This is a genomic window from Bartonella sp. CL70QHWL, assembly GCF_042194855.1.
Classification (GTDB): Bacteria; Pseudomonadota; Alphaproteobacteria; order Rhizobiales; family Rhizobiaceae; genus Bartonella.
In genome coordinates, this window is sequence record NZ_JBHINJ010000003.1 from 1 (window position 1) to 15,421 (window position 15,421).

General features: G+C 36.7%; 15 protein-coding genes and 1 pseudogene. 4 read left to right on the forward strand and 12 right to left on the reverse strand.

The window, feature by feature from the left end; translation table 11 throughout:
- From ACFIJZ_RS02000 to ACFIJZ_RS02050, 11 genes are all read right to left on the reverse strand, one after another.
- A partial coding sequence (locus ACFIJZ_RS02000; protein WP_375630894.1) for a type IV secretion system protein occupies positions 1–236 on the reverse strand: 236 nt, incomplete at its 3' end.
- Positions 237–426: 190 nt separating this feature from the next.
- A complete protein-coding gene (locus tag ACFIJZ_RS02005; RefSeq protein ID WP_375630895.1) occupies positions 427–1,185 on the reverse strand; it encodes a type IV secretion system protein in 759 nt (252 codons plus the stop codon).
- Positions 1,182–3,653 (reverse strand): VirB4 family type IV secretion/conjugal transfer ATPase, encoded by a 2,472-nt coding sequence (locus ACFIJZ_RS02010; RefSeq protein WP_375630896.1) that lies wholly within the window; start codon positions 3,651–3,653, stop codon positions 1,182–1,184. The genes ACFIJZ_RS02005 and ACFIJZ_RS02010 overlap by 4 nt, the downstream gene beginning before the upstream one ends.
- A 2-nt stretch (positions 3,654–3,655) precedes the next feature.
- On the reverse strand, positions 3,656–3,964 hold the full coding sequence (locus tag ACFIJZ_RS02015) for a type IV secretion system protein VirB3 (RefSeq protein WP_175869113.1): 309 nt from the start codon (positions 3,962–3,964) through the stop codon (positions 3,656–3,658).
- 12 nt (positions 3,965–3,976) lie between these two features.
- Positions 3,977–4,288: a conjugal transfer protein gene (locus ACFIJZ_RS02020; protein ID WP_375630897.1), complete on the reverse strand. Its 312-nt coding sequence runs from the start codon at positions 4,286–4,288 to the stop codon at positions 3,977–3,979.
- A gap of 227 nt (positions 4,289–4,515) precedes the next feature.
- Positions 4,516–4,833, reverse strand: coding sequence for a VirB2 family type IV secretion system major pilin TrwL (gene trwL / locus ACFIJZ_RS02025; RefSeq protein WP_375630898.1), 318 nt, complete (start codon positions 4,831–4,833; stop codon positions 4,516–4,518).
- A gap of 74 nt (positions 4,834–4,907) precedes the next feature.
- On the reverse strand, positions 4,908–5,228 hold the full coding sequence (trwL, locus tag ACFIJZ_RS02030) for a VirB2 family type IV secretion system major pilin TrwL (protein ID WP_375630899.1): 321 nt from the start codon (positions 5,226–5,228) through the stop codon (positions 4,908–4,910).
- A gap of 74 nt (positions 5,229–5,302) precedes the next feature.
- On the reverse strand, positions 5,303–5,626 hold the full coding sequence (trwL, locus tag ACFIJZ_RS02035; protein ID WP_375630900.1) for a VirB2 family type IV secretion system major pilin TrwL: 324 nt from the start codon (positions 5,624–5,626) through the stop codon (positions 5,303–5,305).
- Positions 5,589–5,888 carry a KorA family transcriptional regulator gene (gene korA / locus ACFIJZ_RS02040; protein ID WP_375630977.1) on the reverse strand — a complete coding sequence of 100 codons (300 nt, stop codon included), beginning with the start codon at positions 5,886–5,888 and terminating at the stop codon, positions 5,589–5,591. The genes trwL (ACFIJZ_RS02035) and korA overlap by 38 nt, the downstream gene beginning before the upstream one ends.
- A gap of 117 nt (positions 5,889–6,005) precedes the next feature.
- Positions 6,006–6,635 (reverse strand): TrwN protein, encoded by a 630-nt coding sequence (locus ACFIJZ_RS02045; RefSeq protein WP_375630901.1) that lies wholly within the window; start codon positions 6,633–6,635, stop codon positions 6,006–6,008.
- Positions 6,635–7,249 carry a hypothetical protein gene (locus tag ACFIJZ_RS02050; RefSeq protein WP_375630902.1) on the reverse strand — a complete coding sequence of 205 codons (615 nt, stop codon included), beginning with the start codon at positions 7,247–7,249 and terminating at the stop codon, positions 6,635–6,637. Before ACFIJZ_RS02050 ends, ACFIJZ_RS02045 begins: the two co-directional genes overlap by 1 nt.
- A gap of 128 nt (positions 7,250–7,377) precedes the next feature.
- Between ACFIJZ_RS02050 and ACFIJZ_RS02055 the strand changes: the two genes are divergently transcribed.
- The gene (locus tag ACFIJZ_RS02055) at positions 7,378–7,665 is read left to right on the forward strand and encodes an H-NS family nucleoid-associated regulatory protein (protein WP_015857007.1); all 288 of its coding nucleotides are present in this window, start codon (positions 7,378–7,380) and stop codon (positions 7,663–7,665) included.
- A 1,571-nt stretch (positions 7,666–9,236) separates the two neighbouring features.
- Here the strand turns inward: ACFIJZ_RS02055 and ACFIJZ_RS02060 are convergent.
- Positions 9,237–10,514 carry a ubiquinone biosynthesis hydroxylase gene (locus tag ACFIJZ_RS02060; RefSeq protein ID WP_375630903.1) on the reverse strand — a complete coding sequence of 426 codons (1,278 nt, stop codon included), beginning with the start codon at positions 10,512–10,514 and terminating at the stop codon, positions 9,237–9,239.
- A 737-nt stretch (positions 10,515–11,251) separates the two neighbouring features.
- On the opposite strand from ACFIJZ_RS02060, the gene ACFIJZ_RS02065 reads away from it, so the two are divergent.
- From ACFIJZ_RS02065 to ACFIJZ_RS02075, 3 genes and pseudogenes are all read left to right on the forward strand, one after another.
- On the forward strand, positions 11,252–13,693 hold the full coding sequence (locus tag ACFIJZ_RS02065) for a DNA translocase FtsK 4TM domain-containing protein (protein WP_375630904.1): 2,442 nt from the start codon (positions 11,252–11,254) through the stop codon (positions 13,691–13,693).
- Between the two features lie 722 nt (positions 13,694–14,415).
- A pseudogene (locus ACFIJZ_RS02070) lies at positions 14,416–14,674 on the forward strand (DNA translocase FtsK); the annotation flags it as partial.
- A 121-nt stretch (positions 14,675–14,795) separates the two neighbouring features.
- A complete protein-coding gene (locus ACFIJZ_RS02075) occupies positions 14,796–15,404 on the forward strand; it encodes an outer-membrane lipoprotein carrier protein LolA (protein WP_273790530.1) in 609 nt (202 codons plus the stop codon).
- Positions 15,405–15,421: the final 17 nt, after the last annotated feature.

Consider the following 15,421-nt stretch of genomic DNA (forward strand, 5'->3'; position numbering starts at 1 on the left):
GTAAGAGCTATTGAAGTAATAATACTTATCCGTAGGAAACGATTTACAAATCCGGAGAGAGGCATATCTATAGCGCCCCGAATGATGAGCCAACCATAGATGATGAAAGCGATTGTGATACCGATTGAAACAAAGGGTGTAATTGTAGCTATTGTTTTTGAGGAAAGATCCGTGACATATGTTTTTGTTATCTGATCAATTTTATTGAAAAGTTGCGTGAACACTGTAAAGTCCATGGAATTCCTCTTTAATGAATTTTCAACTTTTTATATGATTTTTAAGCATTTTTTGTTGATTTTTTTAGGATGGAATTAAATTTCATAGACCTTTTCAGTTTATGAGAAAGGACTGAATATTATACATTAACTTTTTCTTTTTTCGAGCATACAAGAAAAATAATACAACGAAATATTGTTACAAAAAGCTTTATCTAATAAATCTTATGGTAGGCATTTTCGTGTTTTTACTATTTAAAATTTTTATGTTATGTTTGTCCTTCTGCTGTTTGATAAGTGCATGTTCAGCGTTGCGTAAATGTGCGACCATTTGTAGTTTTGCTGTTTCATTTTGTAGCTTAGCGAGCATTCCAATTATATATGCTTGTAACTCAGCAATACTTTTTAGATCTTTTGTTGTCTTGATTTCATTTAATAGTTCTTCAATTTGCTGAAAACGATAGTTTGCTTCTTCAAAAGTCTTTAAACTTACGGCTTTATCAGTGATGGCTGCATATTGAATACGATCGTTGATAAAACTGCTAGATTCATGGATAGAAATAGGAATTTCTTCTTCTTTTAAAATCTTTTTAAGTGATGTAGATAGCGCTGAAGATTCATTTCTATTGTAGAGCGTTTCTGGATTTTTGAGAAAAAAACTGCTATGATCTGTTTGTGCACTTTTAAGTTTTTTAGTGTCGAGTTTTTGGCTTCCCGTTATAGATTCGTATATCTTTTTTGTTTCCTCAAGTTGTTTTTTTAGCATATCGAGAAGTTGGGCATCAGGTGGCGCTTTCTTTTGTTGTGGAGGTGTTTTCTTTGATGTTTTTGAACTCCCAAAAAAATTGGGCCACGTCGTTGGAATTGATGCCGACAAATCCGCTACTCCAGCGCCAAAAACCCAGGCCATTGCTGGGTTTGGAATCCCTAAAGTTATTACAACTACTATTGAAATGACCTTTTTTTTCATGTTTCCCTCCTGTCATTTTTTGCGTGCTGTAAGAAAATTGGCAACCATATTGCTGGATCATCACCAACTTCCGCGATAATGCTTTCGGCTAATTCTGCGTTATCAGGTGTACCTGATAACACCAAGAGCTCGTCACTAAAGTCGTGTTCGATGGTTCTTCCATCGCGTGTCAGATGGAATTTACCAAGATTCAGTTCTGCAAGCGCAGATTGATCGCCCTGCTTAATGAGGAATTGGCGACTAAACTCACCAAGTCCTTTAACGAGTTCAAATTCGCTATCTGTTAGTTTAAAGCCTTTTGTATAATCTTCATAGTTTGCTTTGGGGTTGGCTAGAAAAATGTAAGTTGCACACTGTTGAATGAGTGTTTTGGCAATATTACTTTCCAAGGCATCGCTAGGCTCTTGTGTTGCATAAACAAAAATACCATTTTGTTTACGGATAGTCTTTTGTTTATTTTTCGCTAAATCTTCAAAGTAGGGATCTTGCAAAGGCTTCCAAAACTCATCAAAGATATACATAAATCGCTGTCCGCTAATCATGCCTTCTGTGCGGTAAAGCAAATACATCATCACTGGAGTGCGAGTTTCAAAATTATCTAAAAATTCCGTGATATCAAAGCCGTAAATTTGATGTGTTGAGAGATCAAGAGCATCATGGGGATTATCAAATAACCATCCATAATCACCACCTTCACACCATTTTAGTAAGCGAGCATGAACAGAAGGATGAGCATTATAATCACTTAAACGCGGATTTGGTAAAAATTGTACCAGAAAGGACAAACGACGGAGTGATTGGTCAATGTTACTGCTCATAACAGACATAACCGCTTTGTTAATTTCTTCCTCGTCGTGATGCGTGACCTCACCACCAGCTTCTGCCAATTTTTTAACAAATTGTTTCAGAAAAATAAGATTTTCTTGTGTGGGTGGGAGTTGGAAAGGATTGAAACCACTTCTCCTGCCTGGCTTGAATGTTAAATATTTTCCACCCATAGCCCGAATGGCAATTTCCATGCCACGATCTTTATCAAAAACAACAGTTGTCGGCTTAAATTTTTGTGCTTGTGCTAACAAAAAGCCGAGTAACACGGTTTTACCGGAACCAGATTGTCCGATAAGTGCGGTATTACCAAGTAAACGTTTATCTGTCGAGTCCTCTTCAAGTTTGGAGGCATGAAAATTGAAATAAAGCGGTGTTTTACTGGTTGTTTTAAGAATTGTGACGGCTGGTCCCCATGGGTTGCCAGTGGGTTTTCCTGACATAAAATTATGAAAAGATGAAAATGATAAAAAGTTCAATGATGTAATCGGAGCAGGACGTGGTCTCCATTTCCAATTGCCAGGAAGTTGTGCCCAATAGCCAGCTTCTATCGCTAAGTCTACAGGTTTGGGCAGTACCGCAACGTCTAGTAATGCTGCACTCGCTTTGGCCATATGGTCGCGTACTTGTTGAATTGTATCACCATAGATAGTCAATGTGCAGTGATGTTCTCCCATGACAAAATGCCCACTGATAAGCTGGTTTAGTGCTTCGTCAATTTGTTCAATTTGGCTCGTTGCTACATCTCGTGCATCAATAAGATTACGCTGATGCCGTTGTAAATAGTCTTTAGCAGCATGTCGAGAGAGTACTGAAAAGCTCTGCGTCAATACGAACTCGAAGTCACTTTCCAACAAAACATTTAATTGTCCTGGTTTGGTTGTTGCATCATATTCTTTAATTTCCAGCATTCCAAATCGACGCATTCCACTGGTTGTTCGCAGTTCACCAAGAGCACCCCATTTTGAGAAAAAAGGTCGATTGATAGACATATAGTCGGAAAAACGGTCATGGCAAATTGGCATAGGGCGATATTCACCATTGACAAGCATTCCAAGGAATTCAAGTGCAGAAGAATAAACATGCCCATTTTTTTCATAAGCACCAAGAAGTTCTGCACCGTAACGGTTTAAAGATTGGCCTAAAGTACGGTTGATGTCATTGAGTTCTTTGATACATGTGTCTTGTCGCATCTTTTTCTGATCAAGCGTTTCTCGTTCATGTTGAGAAAAGAACGACATAATTTTATCCGCTATCGGTTGAAAAATAACAGTCAGATATAAATCATTGACCATCAAATTATAACCAGTAAAGCTTTGCCGATATTTTTCATCAAGTTGATAGCAAAACATTTGATCAAATGTTGAATCGGGATATTCATAAACACGACGGCGCACAATATGCGTCCAAAATGATAAATTGGCTGATGCAAGACCCCGTAGAGTATTGTTAAGCTCTTTTATCCATTGAAAAATATCTTCTTCTGAAGCGCTTTGATGCGAACGCCCATCAATTTTCCAAATTGACAAATATTCCGCATTTTTAGTAGAAATAATCGTATCTGTAATATGATGTGAATAAGGCAGAAACAGGCTTACAGGTGTCTCTGATGCAAGGCGTTTGCTGCTTTCAACAGCTGTCATGTTTATCTCCTTTTACTATAATCAGAGGGACTATAACTTGATGCGCCCCAAAAACCTTTATTGCGATTGCGAAACTTAGTATCTATCCATAACCACCAAATACGAAACGCCTTATCATCGTTTTTAGTAATTTGCACCATAATGAACCATAATGGAGGTGCCATAATCCACAAAAAGATACTTACTGTCATGGCAATAACAGCGACCCCCATAACCATAACGATAAATGGCATCATGGGGACACCCCATATCGTTGGAACACGTGTTGCTCCCTTGAATAGGGGGAATTCTTTTTTTTCTTGCGATTTCATGGGGTGCTCTTGTTAGTGGAGGTAAAATAATATGTGGCTAATATAAAAGGCTGCACCAGCAATAATGACACTGAATGCCCATCGCATAAATGTAGCTCTTGCGATGATGCGAAATATATAAATAAGCAAAAGTAATAAAAGAATAATGATAGCGACGATAGGAATAAATATACTTAATCCATATTGCATTCCTATGAAGGCATCCAAGCTCTCTGTTTCCGTCTGAGCATATGCAGATTGCGTTATTAATAACATCATTGAAGTGATAATAATAACATTAATCCTGTTGTACGTTTTCGCTTGAAACGTATTTGATTGTTTCATATCCTTTATCCCCTTTTAATTAAAGTTGCTATAAATAATATTCCTTTTTTCAGTATGACTACATTATTACTGGCACACACCTATAATCGATGGATGTTAAAAACATTACGTATTATACTGATTCATGAATACCTTTCAATAGTATTGTAGTAAGTTTTGTTGTAGAGGGCACAACTGACTATCTATCGTATAAACGTATTGTGTTGTATTATTTATAATTAACGCTATTATGGTTTAAATAGCAGTGAAACAAGTTGGGCTGCAGAACCTGCGATGACAACACCGATTGCCCACCGTACAAATGTGTCTTTTCCGATATAGCGCCCTGCATAGCCAATTGCTAAGCACAACAGTATAACAGCAGCAGCGATAGGGATAATCACTTTTAAGTCTGTCTGTAAACCTTCTAAAGCGCCCTCTGCATTTGTTAAAACACTCGCTTTGGCGGCGTAAGCAGAATTATTCATAAAGAACGCAATCATAGTTGCAGAAATTGCGATGATTTTGTTGTTACTTTTCGATTGAATACTATTTAATCTTTTCATATTTTACTCTTATTAAAATCTAGATAATATTTTTATACAAATAAACATATTATATTTTATAATTGATGCCATCATTATGCTGTTTTAAATAGCATAGTAACAAGTTGGGTTGCAGAACCTGCGATGACAACACCGATTGCCCATCGTACAAAAGTATCTTTTCCGATATAGCGCCCTGCATAACCAATTGCTAAACATAAAAGTATAACAGCAGCAGCGATAGGGATAATTATTTTTAAGTCTGTCTGTAAATCCTTTAGAGCAGTCGATGCATTTGTTAAAACTTTTGCGGCTTGTGCATGAACAGAACTATTTATAAAGAATGCAGTCATAGCAGCAGAAATTGCGATGATTTTGTTGTTACTTTTCGATTGAATACTAGTTAATTTTTTCATATTTTACTCTTATTAAAATCTAGATAATATTTTTATACAAATAAATATATTGTATTTTATAATTGATGCCATCATTACGCTGTTTTAAATAGCAAAGTAACAAGTTGGGTTGCAGAACCTGCGATGACAACACCGATTGCCCACCGTACAAATGTGTCTTTTCCGATGTAACGCCCTGCATAACCAATTGCTAGGCATAAAAGTATAACAGCAGCAGCGATAGGGATAATCACTTTTAAGTCTGTCTGTAAAGCTGTTAGAGCGTCCGATGCATTTTGTAAAGTTTTGACTTTGGCTTGTGCATGAGCAGAACTGGCCATAAAAAATACGGTTAAAGCTGCAGAAAATGCAGCAATTTTATTACGAGCTGTTGTGTGAAGAATATTTAATTGTTTCATGTCCTTTATCCTGATTAAGATTAAAACTCCCACAAATGACCCCTCGTTCATGAAGAAACTTAAAAAGATATTTTGGATCAGCCCAAGTTCTTAGTTTTCCTCTTTGTGTAAGTAACGTATATTTATTTGGCTTTCCGGTGATTGGATCGTCGGAAATAAACGTGAAATACCATTCTCTTTCTGAAAGCATCACGACTGTAATCTCACGTGCTGCTTTTTGACTAAATGCTATATCAACGCTGTTTTGTTCTATCATTTTCATCATCTTTGCCCTCAATTAGAAGAGATTTTGTTCAATCCTACTAATTAGAGCTTTAACATTTTCTTATCTACCCTTCATTATAATATCCTATCAAATTTCTGGAGTTTCGTGAAAATATCAGTCCTCACTCTGCGATCTTCTCGATGAAGAAAAATCTTCAGCTGAAAAAGCATCGCGGGCGCTACTTTCTTTATGTGTAAACGCATCTTCTTCTCCTTTTGAAGAGAGAGAAAGAGAATCTACTTTAGTTGTCTGTTCTGGTTCTTCTTTTTTAAGCTTTACAGGCTCCTGCAAGTCTTCATTTCCTCGCACAGCAGCTTTTACTCCAACATATGAAGTAATTTTTTGCATACGGGTGTGGCTTGAGTTTTCTGTATTGTAAAAATTCAGCACAGACTGCAAAGTCGCTTTTTCAAAGACGCACTTTGATGTTGTTTGTTCATAGCAGTAAGTTAAAGCGCTTTGTGCAGCTGTAAGATTTCTGCAAAAATCAAATGCATCAAAAAGAGAAAACAATTTCACATTTCCAACACCAATTTGCCCTAAAATTATGTTAAAATTATGTTCACTCTGTTCAGCTGTTGCGATTGTTTCCTTAAGCTGAGATGATTGATAGAACAAGTTATCTTTATCATCTGTTACATAGACATTGTCCCGCGCTTCTTGTTTGGCGATAACTGAAAATGCTATGGGGGGCGTATTGGATATGTATGCAGCAGCAAAAAATGTGAAATCTGGAACAATCATTAGCAATACACCTTATTACGAAGAATTTTATTAATAAAAATGCTAATTCTTTGTGGTGCTTTTTCTCGTTGTCTTTTGATTTTATAAATTTGCAGAATGAGATTGTTTAGCTTAGAATATTCCTTGTGATTATTGCTTTGTTCTCTTCTAAGAAGATTTCTAATATATGCGAATATCCAACCAACGAGATAAAAGTGTTGAATAAAACAGAGCACATTACGCCAACCAATATTATTGGAATCACGAAAAAAGGCGCTGCTTTTAAAAAATAATAATCTTTGATACTGTATTGAAGCTGCTTGTTTTATATAATTCTCTAGTTGCAAAAATTTTTTCAAAAAAAATTTATACGAAGTAAAAAGCCGTTGTGTGTAAGGGGAGGTTTTACTGTTATAATGAACTACACTATCATTATACAGAGAGGGCTTGTTCTTTGTTGCGTATTGCCATAATTTATAGAGTGACGATTTATATTTACTTTTGACTACTGATTCATGAGAGTCAGAGAGGTGTGATGGTGTTTGAGCACTGCATTTAGTAGTTCCAGTAATTGAACTGAAAAAAGATGCAGTGGTGGTAGTTGATATACCAATAAACAGTTCTTTGTGGCTCAAAGCACATCTCCGTCAAAGTGATATATGTATCGTAATTTTAATTTCGATAATAAATGGACAGAAATTGTCTATAATTGTGTTTAAAATATGGCAAAAAGAAATTCTTTTTTGCAAGGGGAGTAATTAAGGTGAATGATCTCAAGAATATGAATTTTGATGAGCTACAAGAGATGCGTACACAAATCGATGTGGAATTAAAAAAACGGCAAGCAAAGGAAAAGCAAAATGCGCGACGAAAAATTCTTGAAATTGCTAATGCCCATGGAATTGATATCGCTGATCTTGTGAGCAAAGAGCGCCATTATAGAAATCCCAATAACCAATGGGAATTATGGAATGGGCGTGGACGTAGACCTAAGTGGATTAAAGAGTGGTTGGAGAATGGGTATACACTTGATGAACTCGAAGTAACGTAACACGTGTGCGATATTTACAAGATAAGGGAATACTAAGGAATGTAAATGCAAGAAGTATGCTCTTTTGGGTAATTTGATTGTATAAACATACTGAACAAATATATTAAAGTATTGAGTTACCAAATACGACAATAGGGAGCGTGAACAAATTTATTTAAATGCAAAAGGTCTTGTTGTCATAATCTGGCAAGCATAATGATGATGCCAGGTTGAAATATTGTAATTGCTTTTGGCATTTGAGAGAGGGGGGTATTTTACTTCTTTTTATCGTTTCATTAACGTTGCTCTTTTTAGTCTATGTAAATAAAGAGTTTTATTGATTATTTACAAAAATGGTCGAAATGAGAATAATTTATTGCATAGGGATTTTAACTCAATATGTAAAATGATAATTTTATCAATTAATATGTTAATAAATTAGTATACTTATATTTTTGAAATACTGTTCTGTAGAACAAGCCTGATGTTATAGATTTTGTTTGGGCTTTTTTCTGTAAGATTATATATGAGGCATTTACTTTATTTATCGTTAGTTGAGATGAGTGAGTGTGTAGAAAATGGAAAATTTCTATGGCTGTTATGGGTTTTATAGAATTTATGACATATTTCTGAGCGTTTGTGATTAAAATTCATTTATGAGCGTTTATGAATAATGAATAAAGAGTGTATTTGAAAATAAAAGGATTGGATCATTTCTATTGCGGTTTATCTTCTTTTATGGTGTGAAATAGGGGGGGTATGCAGGTTTACAATTGTGTGTGATGGTATAGCGTGCGGAACACTTTGTTATATATCGGAATATTTTTTCTAAAATTGTGTGGTATTCCACAATAAGTTAAAGGGTTTGTCTGAGAAACAGAATGCCCCAAACGGAATGCATTTGTGTTTCCAATTTACGCGCTTTTTTAAAAGAAAAATTTTTCAATGCAACTAAGCTTATTTTATGGCGCTTCTCGTGAATAGTATAACGTAAAAGCCCCTATGATCATATAAAATTCATTGTACACCACCATTTTTACTTCAATAAAAAGTATAAGCCGGCGTCCTTATACACTTTACTCGCCTCCAATATTGCTAAAGTCCTTAGTTCTTGAGAGAGGGAGGCTTTTGTCGCTTTGTTTAATTGTTTTTATTTATACGACACTTTCGCTTGTGATGTGCAAGCGAATGATTTTGATTGCTTCAACATGTAGAGAGATTTGAAATAAGGGTATTTTATGATCTTTAGATTTCTCACTCAATATGAGAACAATGAACTTATTATTATAAATAAAAGTGTTGTGTGCTAAAAAGTCTTGTTTATTTTATTATGCCGTGAAATGGCTTCTTTTAAAGTGTGGTGATATAAAGCAACAACCTCTTTGAGACATTAAACGTTTTTTTCAGTGCGTAGTGAATATTCTCATAATGTAGCTTGCTTGTCGAGTCTTATGTTGAGTGAAATATGGGAGGAGGAAGTCAAGAAAAAATTACTCGACAGGAATCCGGTTTGTAAACAGATTGGATGAGATAGGAATTTTTTGTTCTTTGAAGGAGGAAGGCAAAGGTTGTAAAATAGTATGAATTTTTTCTTAAAGTGGGAAGCCGTGTAGAAGACGTGGGGCATTTGGAGTGAGTCCGGCAGCTTCTTGAATGAAGTATTTTTTTATTTTTGGCGCTTGATTAATGATTCCAAGGCCGGTATCGCGGAGCATCCGTAAAAGAAGGCTATCATTAGAAAAGAGTTTATTAAGCCAATCATTGCTTAAAGCCATACGGACAATTTCAAAACGTCTCCAGCTTTGATAGCGCTCTAAAGCCGTGAGGGAGCCAATGTCAAGACCTAGTCGTGCTGTTTCAATAATCACTTCAGCGAGGGCAGCGCTATCGCGTAATCCTAAATTGAGTCCTTGTCCTGCAATGGGGTGGATGGTATGGGCGGCATCGCCAACGAGAGCAAAACGTGGTTTAACGCATTGACGTGTTAAAGAAAGACTCAAAGGAAAAGCTTGACGTTCGCCATCCCAAGAGAGTTTGCCTAACCGATGGCCAATGCGTCTTTCGAGTTCTGTTTCAAAAATAAGTGCATCAGCTTTGAGATAATATTGCGCAGTTTTATGATCTTCATTCCACACAATGGCGGATCGGTTGCCTTTGAGAGGGAGAAGAGCAAAAGGACCGGCAGGTAAAAAATGTTGAATTGCTTGACCATTATGGGGTTTTTCATGTTCAACTGTGCAGATGATTGCTGTTTGTTTATAGGGATGAGAAAAATTTTTCAGACCAGCTTTTTGGCGTAATTTCGAATGGGCTCCGTCAGCTGCAATAAGCAATTTTGTTTGCCAAACCTCTTCATTATTTAAAGTGACGGTTGTATGTTGGTGTTCTTGATGAAAATCAATGACACGCGTGTTTGTAATAACAGGGATATTGAGATCTTTGACACGTTTTTTTAAAGTGTTGATGAGTTCTCTATGCTCTACCATAGCAGCAAAGGGCTCACCGGGGGTAATGTCGCCTTCAAAGGTTAAAAGGGTGGGTTTGACAGGATCACTAGTGCTTGCATCTGTGATGATCATTGAATGAATGGGTTGCGCATAGGGTTTTATAGGTTCCCAACATTGTAATTGTTTTAACATACGAATAGAAGCAGCAGCAAGGGCAATGGTTCGTATGTTAGAAGCAGGGGGATCTCCTTGTGGAGCAGCATCAACGATTTTTATTTTCAGATTAGGGGCTGTTTGCTTGAGTGCTATCGCTAAGGTTAAACCGACAGCTGCCCCTCCGGCAATGAGCAGATCACATTGTTTAGTTTTATGAGATTTAATTTTTTTATTGGGTTGTACGTCTTTATTGCGATTAGAACACACAATACTTCTTCCATTGTTTACAGTTTGCTTTCTTTTAAAAAGAATATCTTTTTACATTGCCTAAAATAACTTAACTTTTACTTTTCTCTCTCTCTTTTTATAAAAATGAGGTTCCTTTTTAGTGCCAATCTTATGGTAGATTAATTTTTCAGAGTTTTTCTGCTTAATCATTTATGTGATTCATTTTACAGATTTATCGGATAAGCTTTTTTTTGAATATCATCTTCAATTCTTTTTACACTTGGTTGATAAAAAAGAAAACTAAAAATAAACAAAGATGTCGTGTATTTTTTAAGTTGTGTGAGTTACTTCAGTATACCTGTCCTGAAGGGGGACATTTCGTTAGTATGGTAGATAAAAAATTGTGGTCATTCGTGATGGTTAAAACAGTATTCATATTTTGCCGTTATCATGATGTAGCGTAAAAAACATCATCTGTTTAGGAAGGTGCCTATAGCACCCATGTAACACTTTACACATGAGGTGTTTTTTGGTTGATCGTTTGATAAATATTCAGGGAGAGCTTTTTGTGCGCCTTATGAAGGATTGTCTCTTAGGGTGGTGGTATATGAATGATATGAAGTGGTTAGAAGGTAGAACGCGCTAGATAAGAAGTCGGATTGTTTACAGGCTATTTGTTTACAAATCGGCACAGAGTTTAAGCTTCATGCTTTTTTAAGAGAGAGAGGGAGTTATAACTCTTTAAAATATGAAATTTTTGTATTTGGAATTGATAGATGCACCGAAGTTCTTCTCCTTATGATTCATTAGAAGTGCGAAATTCTCAAGGTTCGCGTCTTATTGAGATGTTTTTACGTCAGATAGGGGTATTTATTGGGCTTGGGCTTTTGGGCTTTATTATTTTTTGTGTGTTTGCTTTGGCGACGTGGAATGTTGCGGATCCATCTTTAACCCATGCAAGTACAAATGAGGTTACAAACCTTATGGGGTGGATGGGGGCAATTTTTTCAGATTTTATTATGCAGTTTTTTGGCTTGGCAAGTCTTTCTGTTTTGTTGCCACCGTTATTTTGGTCTTTTCTCTTGTTGGCGCAAAAGAATATCTACAATTTGACTTTGCGCTTTTTTTTATGGGTGCTATCAACGATTTGTTTTTTAATTGCTTTTGCCCTTATGTCACCTGTTGCTTCTTTTACTTATTGGCCATTGCCAATGGGATTGGGAGGGGTTTTAGGAGATAAAGTTTTAAGTGTTGCTTCTTCAGTCTTTCCTCTTTTTCTTTCTCCTCCTTACACGGTGTTTTTCAGTGTTGTTTTTATTCTTTTAGGTTTTTTCACCGCTGCTTTTGCTGGTAATGTGATATGGCGGCGTCGAACAAAGAAAAGAAAAGAAAAAAGCATTCCAAAAGACGAAATCGTTAATCCAGTCTTTGAGTTGGAAGAAGATACGGAATATGCCGCAGAGGAGGATCATGAAAATCATGGTTTTTTTGCGACAACTTGTGGCGCTCTTTTGCATCTTTTTTATTTTTTACAAGCGCGTTTTTTTCGTTTATTCTGTTTCAAAAGGCGTTTTCAGAGTAAAGGGCAAGGAAAGCCATTTGATCGGATTGAGCCAACTTTTTTGGGTGAAAAAGTAAAGTGTGAGAAAAATCAAAATAAAGCCTATGTTTCTCCTGTTAAAAATCGAAAGTCTTTAACAGCTTCTTCAAATGGTGGTTTTGTTCTTCCTCTTGTAGATTATCTTTCGGTTCCACCACCGTCTGTTAGGGATGCAAAACTTTCTCCTGCTGTTTTAAGAGCAAATTCTCAGGAACTTGAAGGGGTTTTGTTAGATTTTGGGGTCAAAGGAAAAATTATAGATGCTTGTCCTGGACCGGTAGTAACTTTGTATGAATTTGAACCGGCTGCAGGCATTAAGTCTTCCCGTATCATTGGTTTGGCAGATGATATTGCACGCTCGATGCGTGCGATTTCGGCGCGTGTTGCGGTGGTTCCAGGACGTAATGTTATTGGAATAGAATTGCCTAATGCAAAGCGTGAGATGGTTTATTTACGAGAAATGTTGCAGGCGCAAGAATTTATTGACAGCAAAGCAAAGCTAGGACTTGCTTTGGGTAAGACAATCGGAGGAGAAGCTGTTGTTGCAGATTTAGCAAAAATGCCCCATCTTTTGGTTGCTGGTACAACAGGATCAGGAAAGTCTGTTGCTATCAATACAATGATTTTATCATTGCTTTATCGTATGACACCTGAACAATGTCGTCTCATTATGGTGGACCCGAAAATGCTTGAGCTTTCGGTTTATGATGGCATTCCCCATTTATTAACACCCGTGGTGACAGATCCTAAAAAAGCCGTGATTGCTTTAAAGTGGGCTGTTCGTGAAATGGAAGAGCGCTATAGTAAAATGTCAAAACTAGGCGTTCGTAATATTGATGGGTTTAATGCACGTCTTAGGGAAGCTGCAAGTCAGGGAGAGACAATGGTGCGGACAATTCAAGTTGGATTTGATCGCGAGACCGGTGAGCCTCTTTATGAAACGGAAACACTTGATTTTAGTCTTATGCCCTATATTGTTGTCATTATTGATGAAATGGCTGATTTGATGATGGTTGCTGGGAAAGATATTGAAGGAGCGGTTCAACGTTTAGCACAAATGGCACGTGCTGCCGGTATCCATGTAATTATGGCGACACAGCGTCCTTCCGTCGATGTTATTACCGGGACGATCAAAGCCAATTTTCCTACACGCATTTCTTTTTCTGTGAGTTCCAAAATTGATAGCCGAACAATTTTAGGCGAACAGGGGGCCGAGCAATTATTGGGACAAGGAGATATGCTCTTTATGATGGGAGGAGGACGTATTCAGCGTGTGCATGGGCCTTTTGTTGCAGATGATGAAGTGGAGCAGGTTGTTGCGCATCTCAAAGAGCAAGCACGACCTGATTATTTAGAAACAATTACGCAAGAAGTTGAAGAGGATGGTGCTGATGTTTCTTTGTCTTCTCCTTCAGAAGATGATCCCTATAGTCAAGCTGTTGCTATTGTGCTTCGTGATCGTAAGGCTTCAACCTCTTATATTCAACGCCGTTTAGGCATTGGTTATAACCGCGCTGCGACATTGATTGAGAGGATGGAAGAAGAAGGTATTATTAGTCCAGCAAATCACGCAGGGAAACGAGAAATTTTAGTGCCGGCTGAAGAAGAACGCTTTTGAAAAATATTTATAGTTGTTTTTTATAATACCTTGTAAAACAAGTGTTTATCCTATTGTATCGTAGAAAGTCTGCATTTTCATATCCCAGCTCTCAATTTGCGATAGCTCCTTGGTACTTGAGACTCCTTATAAGGGGATTCTTTATCTTATATAACTTTTATCCATACACCAACCTTGCTTGTAACGTGCAAGCAAATGATTTGAATTGATTCAATATGAGAGAGTATGTGATGAGAGAATCTTATTGTCTTTGGCGTTATGATTTAAGTTAAAAAGATAAATTATTATAAATCAATATCTTGGTATAAAATAATGTCATTGCGAGTGTAGAGGGGGTAAAAGCATGTAAGGTTTGGTATTTAAGTGTCTTTTTAAGTGCGCTCTAAATATTTAGGGCAAGGCTGATCTGTCGAGTCTTAATATAAATGAATTATATGGGGTGGGAAGCTAAGTGAAATTTGCTAAACTCCAAACTGTTTACAGAGTGGTTCGGATGAAGATTTTTATTCTTTTGGGTGGGAAGGAAGTCAAAAAAGCATTTTTGACACTTAAAAGAGCTTTCAGGTTCGCGAGTAATATGTTTAGTCCTTAATCCATTATGTATTGACTATAATTTATGTTGCTTCATAGATTAGGGGTGGGAAAGAATATATTATGCGTTTAGAAAATCAGCAGAAAAGCAGGAAAATTTGATGATTTCGGAAACATAAACGCAGACTGGTTATTTGGAAACGATACCGAAAGAGATCGCAAGAAATAAAGAGGGATGTTTCTTTAGCAGATGATTCCTATTGTCAAGCTGTTGCTATTGTGCTTCGTGATCGTAAGGCTTCGACTTCTTATATTCAATGTCGTTTAGGCATTGGTTATAACTGTGCTGCAACATTGATTAAAAGGATGGAAGAAGAAGGCATCATTAGTCCAGTAAATGATATGGGTAAGCAAAAAGTTTTGGAGACTGTCGAAGAAGAATACTTTTGAAAATCTTTTGATATTTTTTTCAAACAATATCTTTATCTTATAAAGATAGGTATTTATTCGTCGTTGATCACTTAAGTTATGAATTATAAAGTTAATTAAGTATTGCTTGGGAGCATTTTTTATGAAAACGTCTTTTTTACCGCAAAGAAGAATCTTTGGGTTGGTGGGAATTATTATCTTTTGGTGTTTAACTTTTCCTGTTTTTTCGCAAGTATCTAATAAAGTGATAAAGGCGCAAAATGTTGTGAATCACTTTGCGGCAATCAAAACAATGACAGGTGATTTTATTCAGTTTAGTCCAAAGGGAAAAATGTCTCAGGGGACATTTTATTTAGAGCGTCCAGGGAAAATTCGTTTCATTTACAAAAAAATGCCTTTACAAATTATTGCAGATGGCCAATTTGTGGGTATTAACAATCGGGCTTTGAATACTTGGAACTTTTCACAACTTTCGCAAACGCCAATGAAGTTTTTGTTGGATGATAAAATTGATGTATCTTCTGGGCGCTTGTTGGCATTTCGCGAAGATCCAGGGGCTGTGACGATTGTTCTGCGTGATAAAACGATTGGGGCAGGGCAAATAAGGATGGTTTTTGATTCTAAAGGCTCTGCTTTGCGGCAGTGGACAATTGTTGACCAACAAAATTTGGAAACTACTGTGCAGGTTATGAATGTGCGGACAGACGTCCGGTTCGCTAATGGGATGTTCACGCTTCCTTCGAAGAAATGAAGAAAGAGTGTTACGTT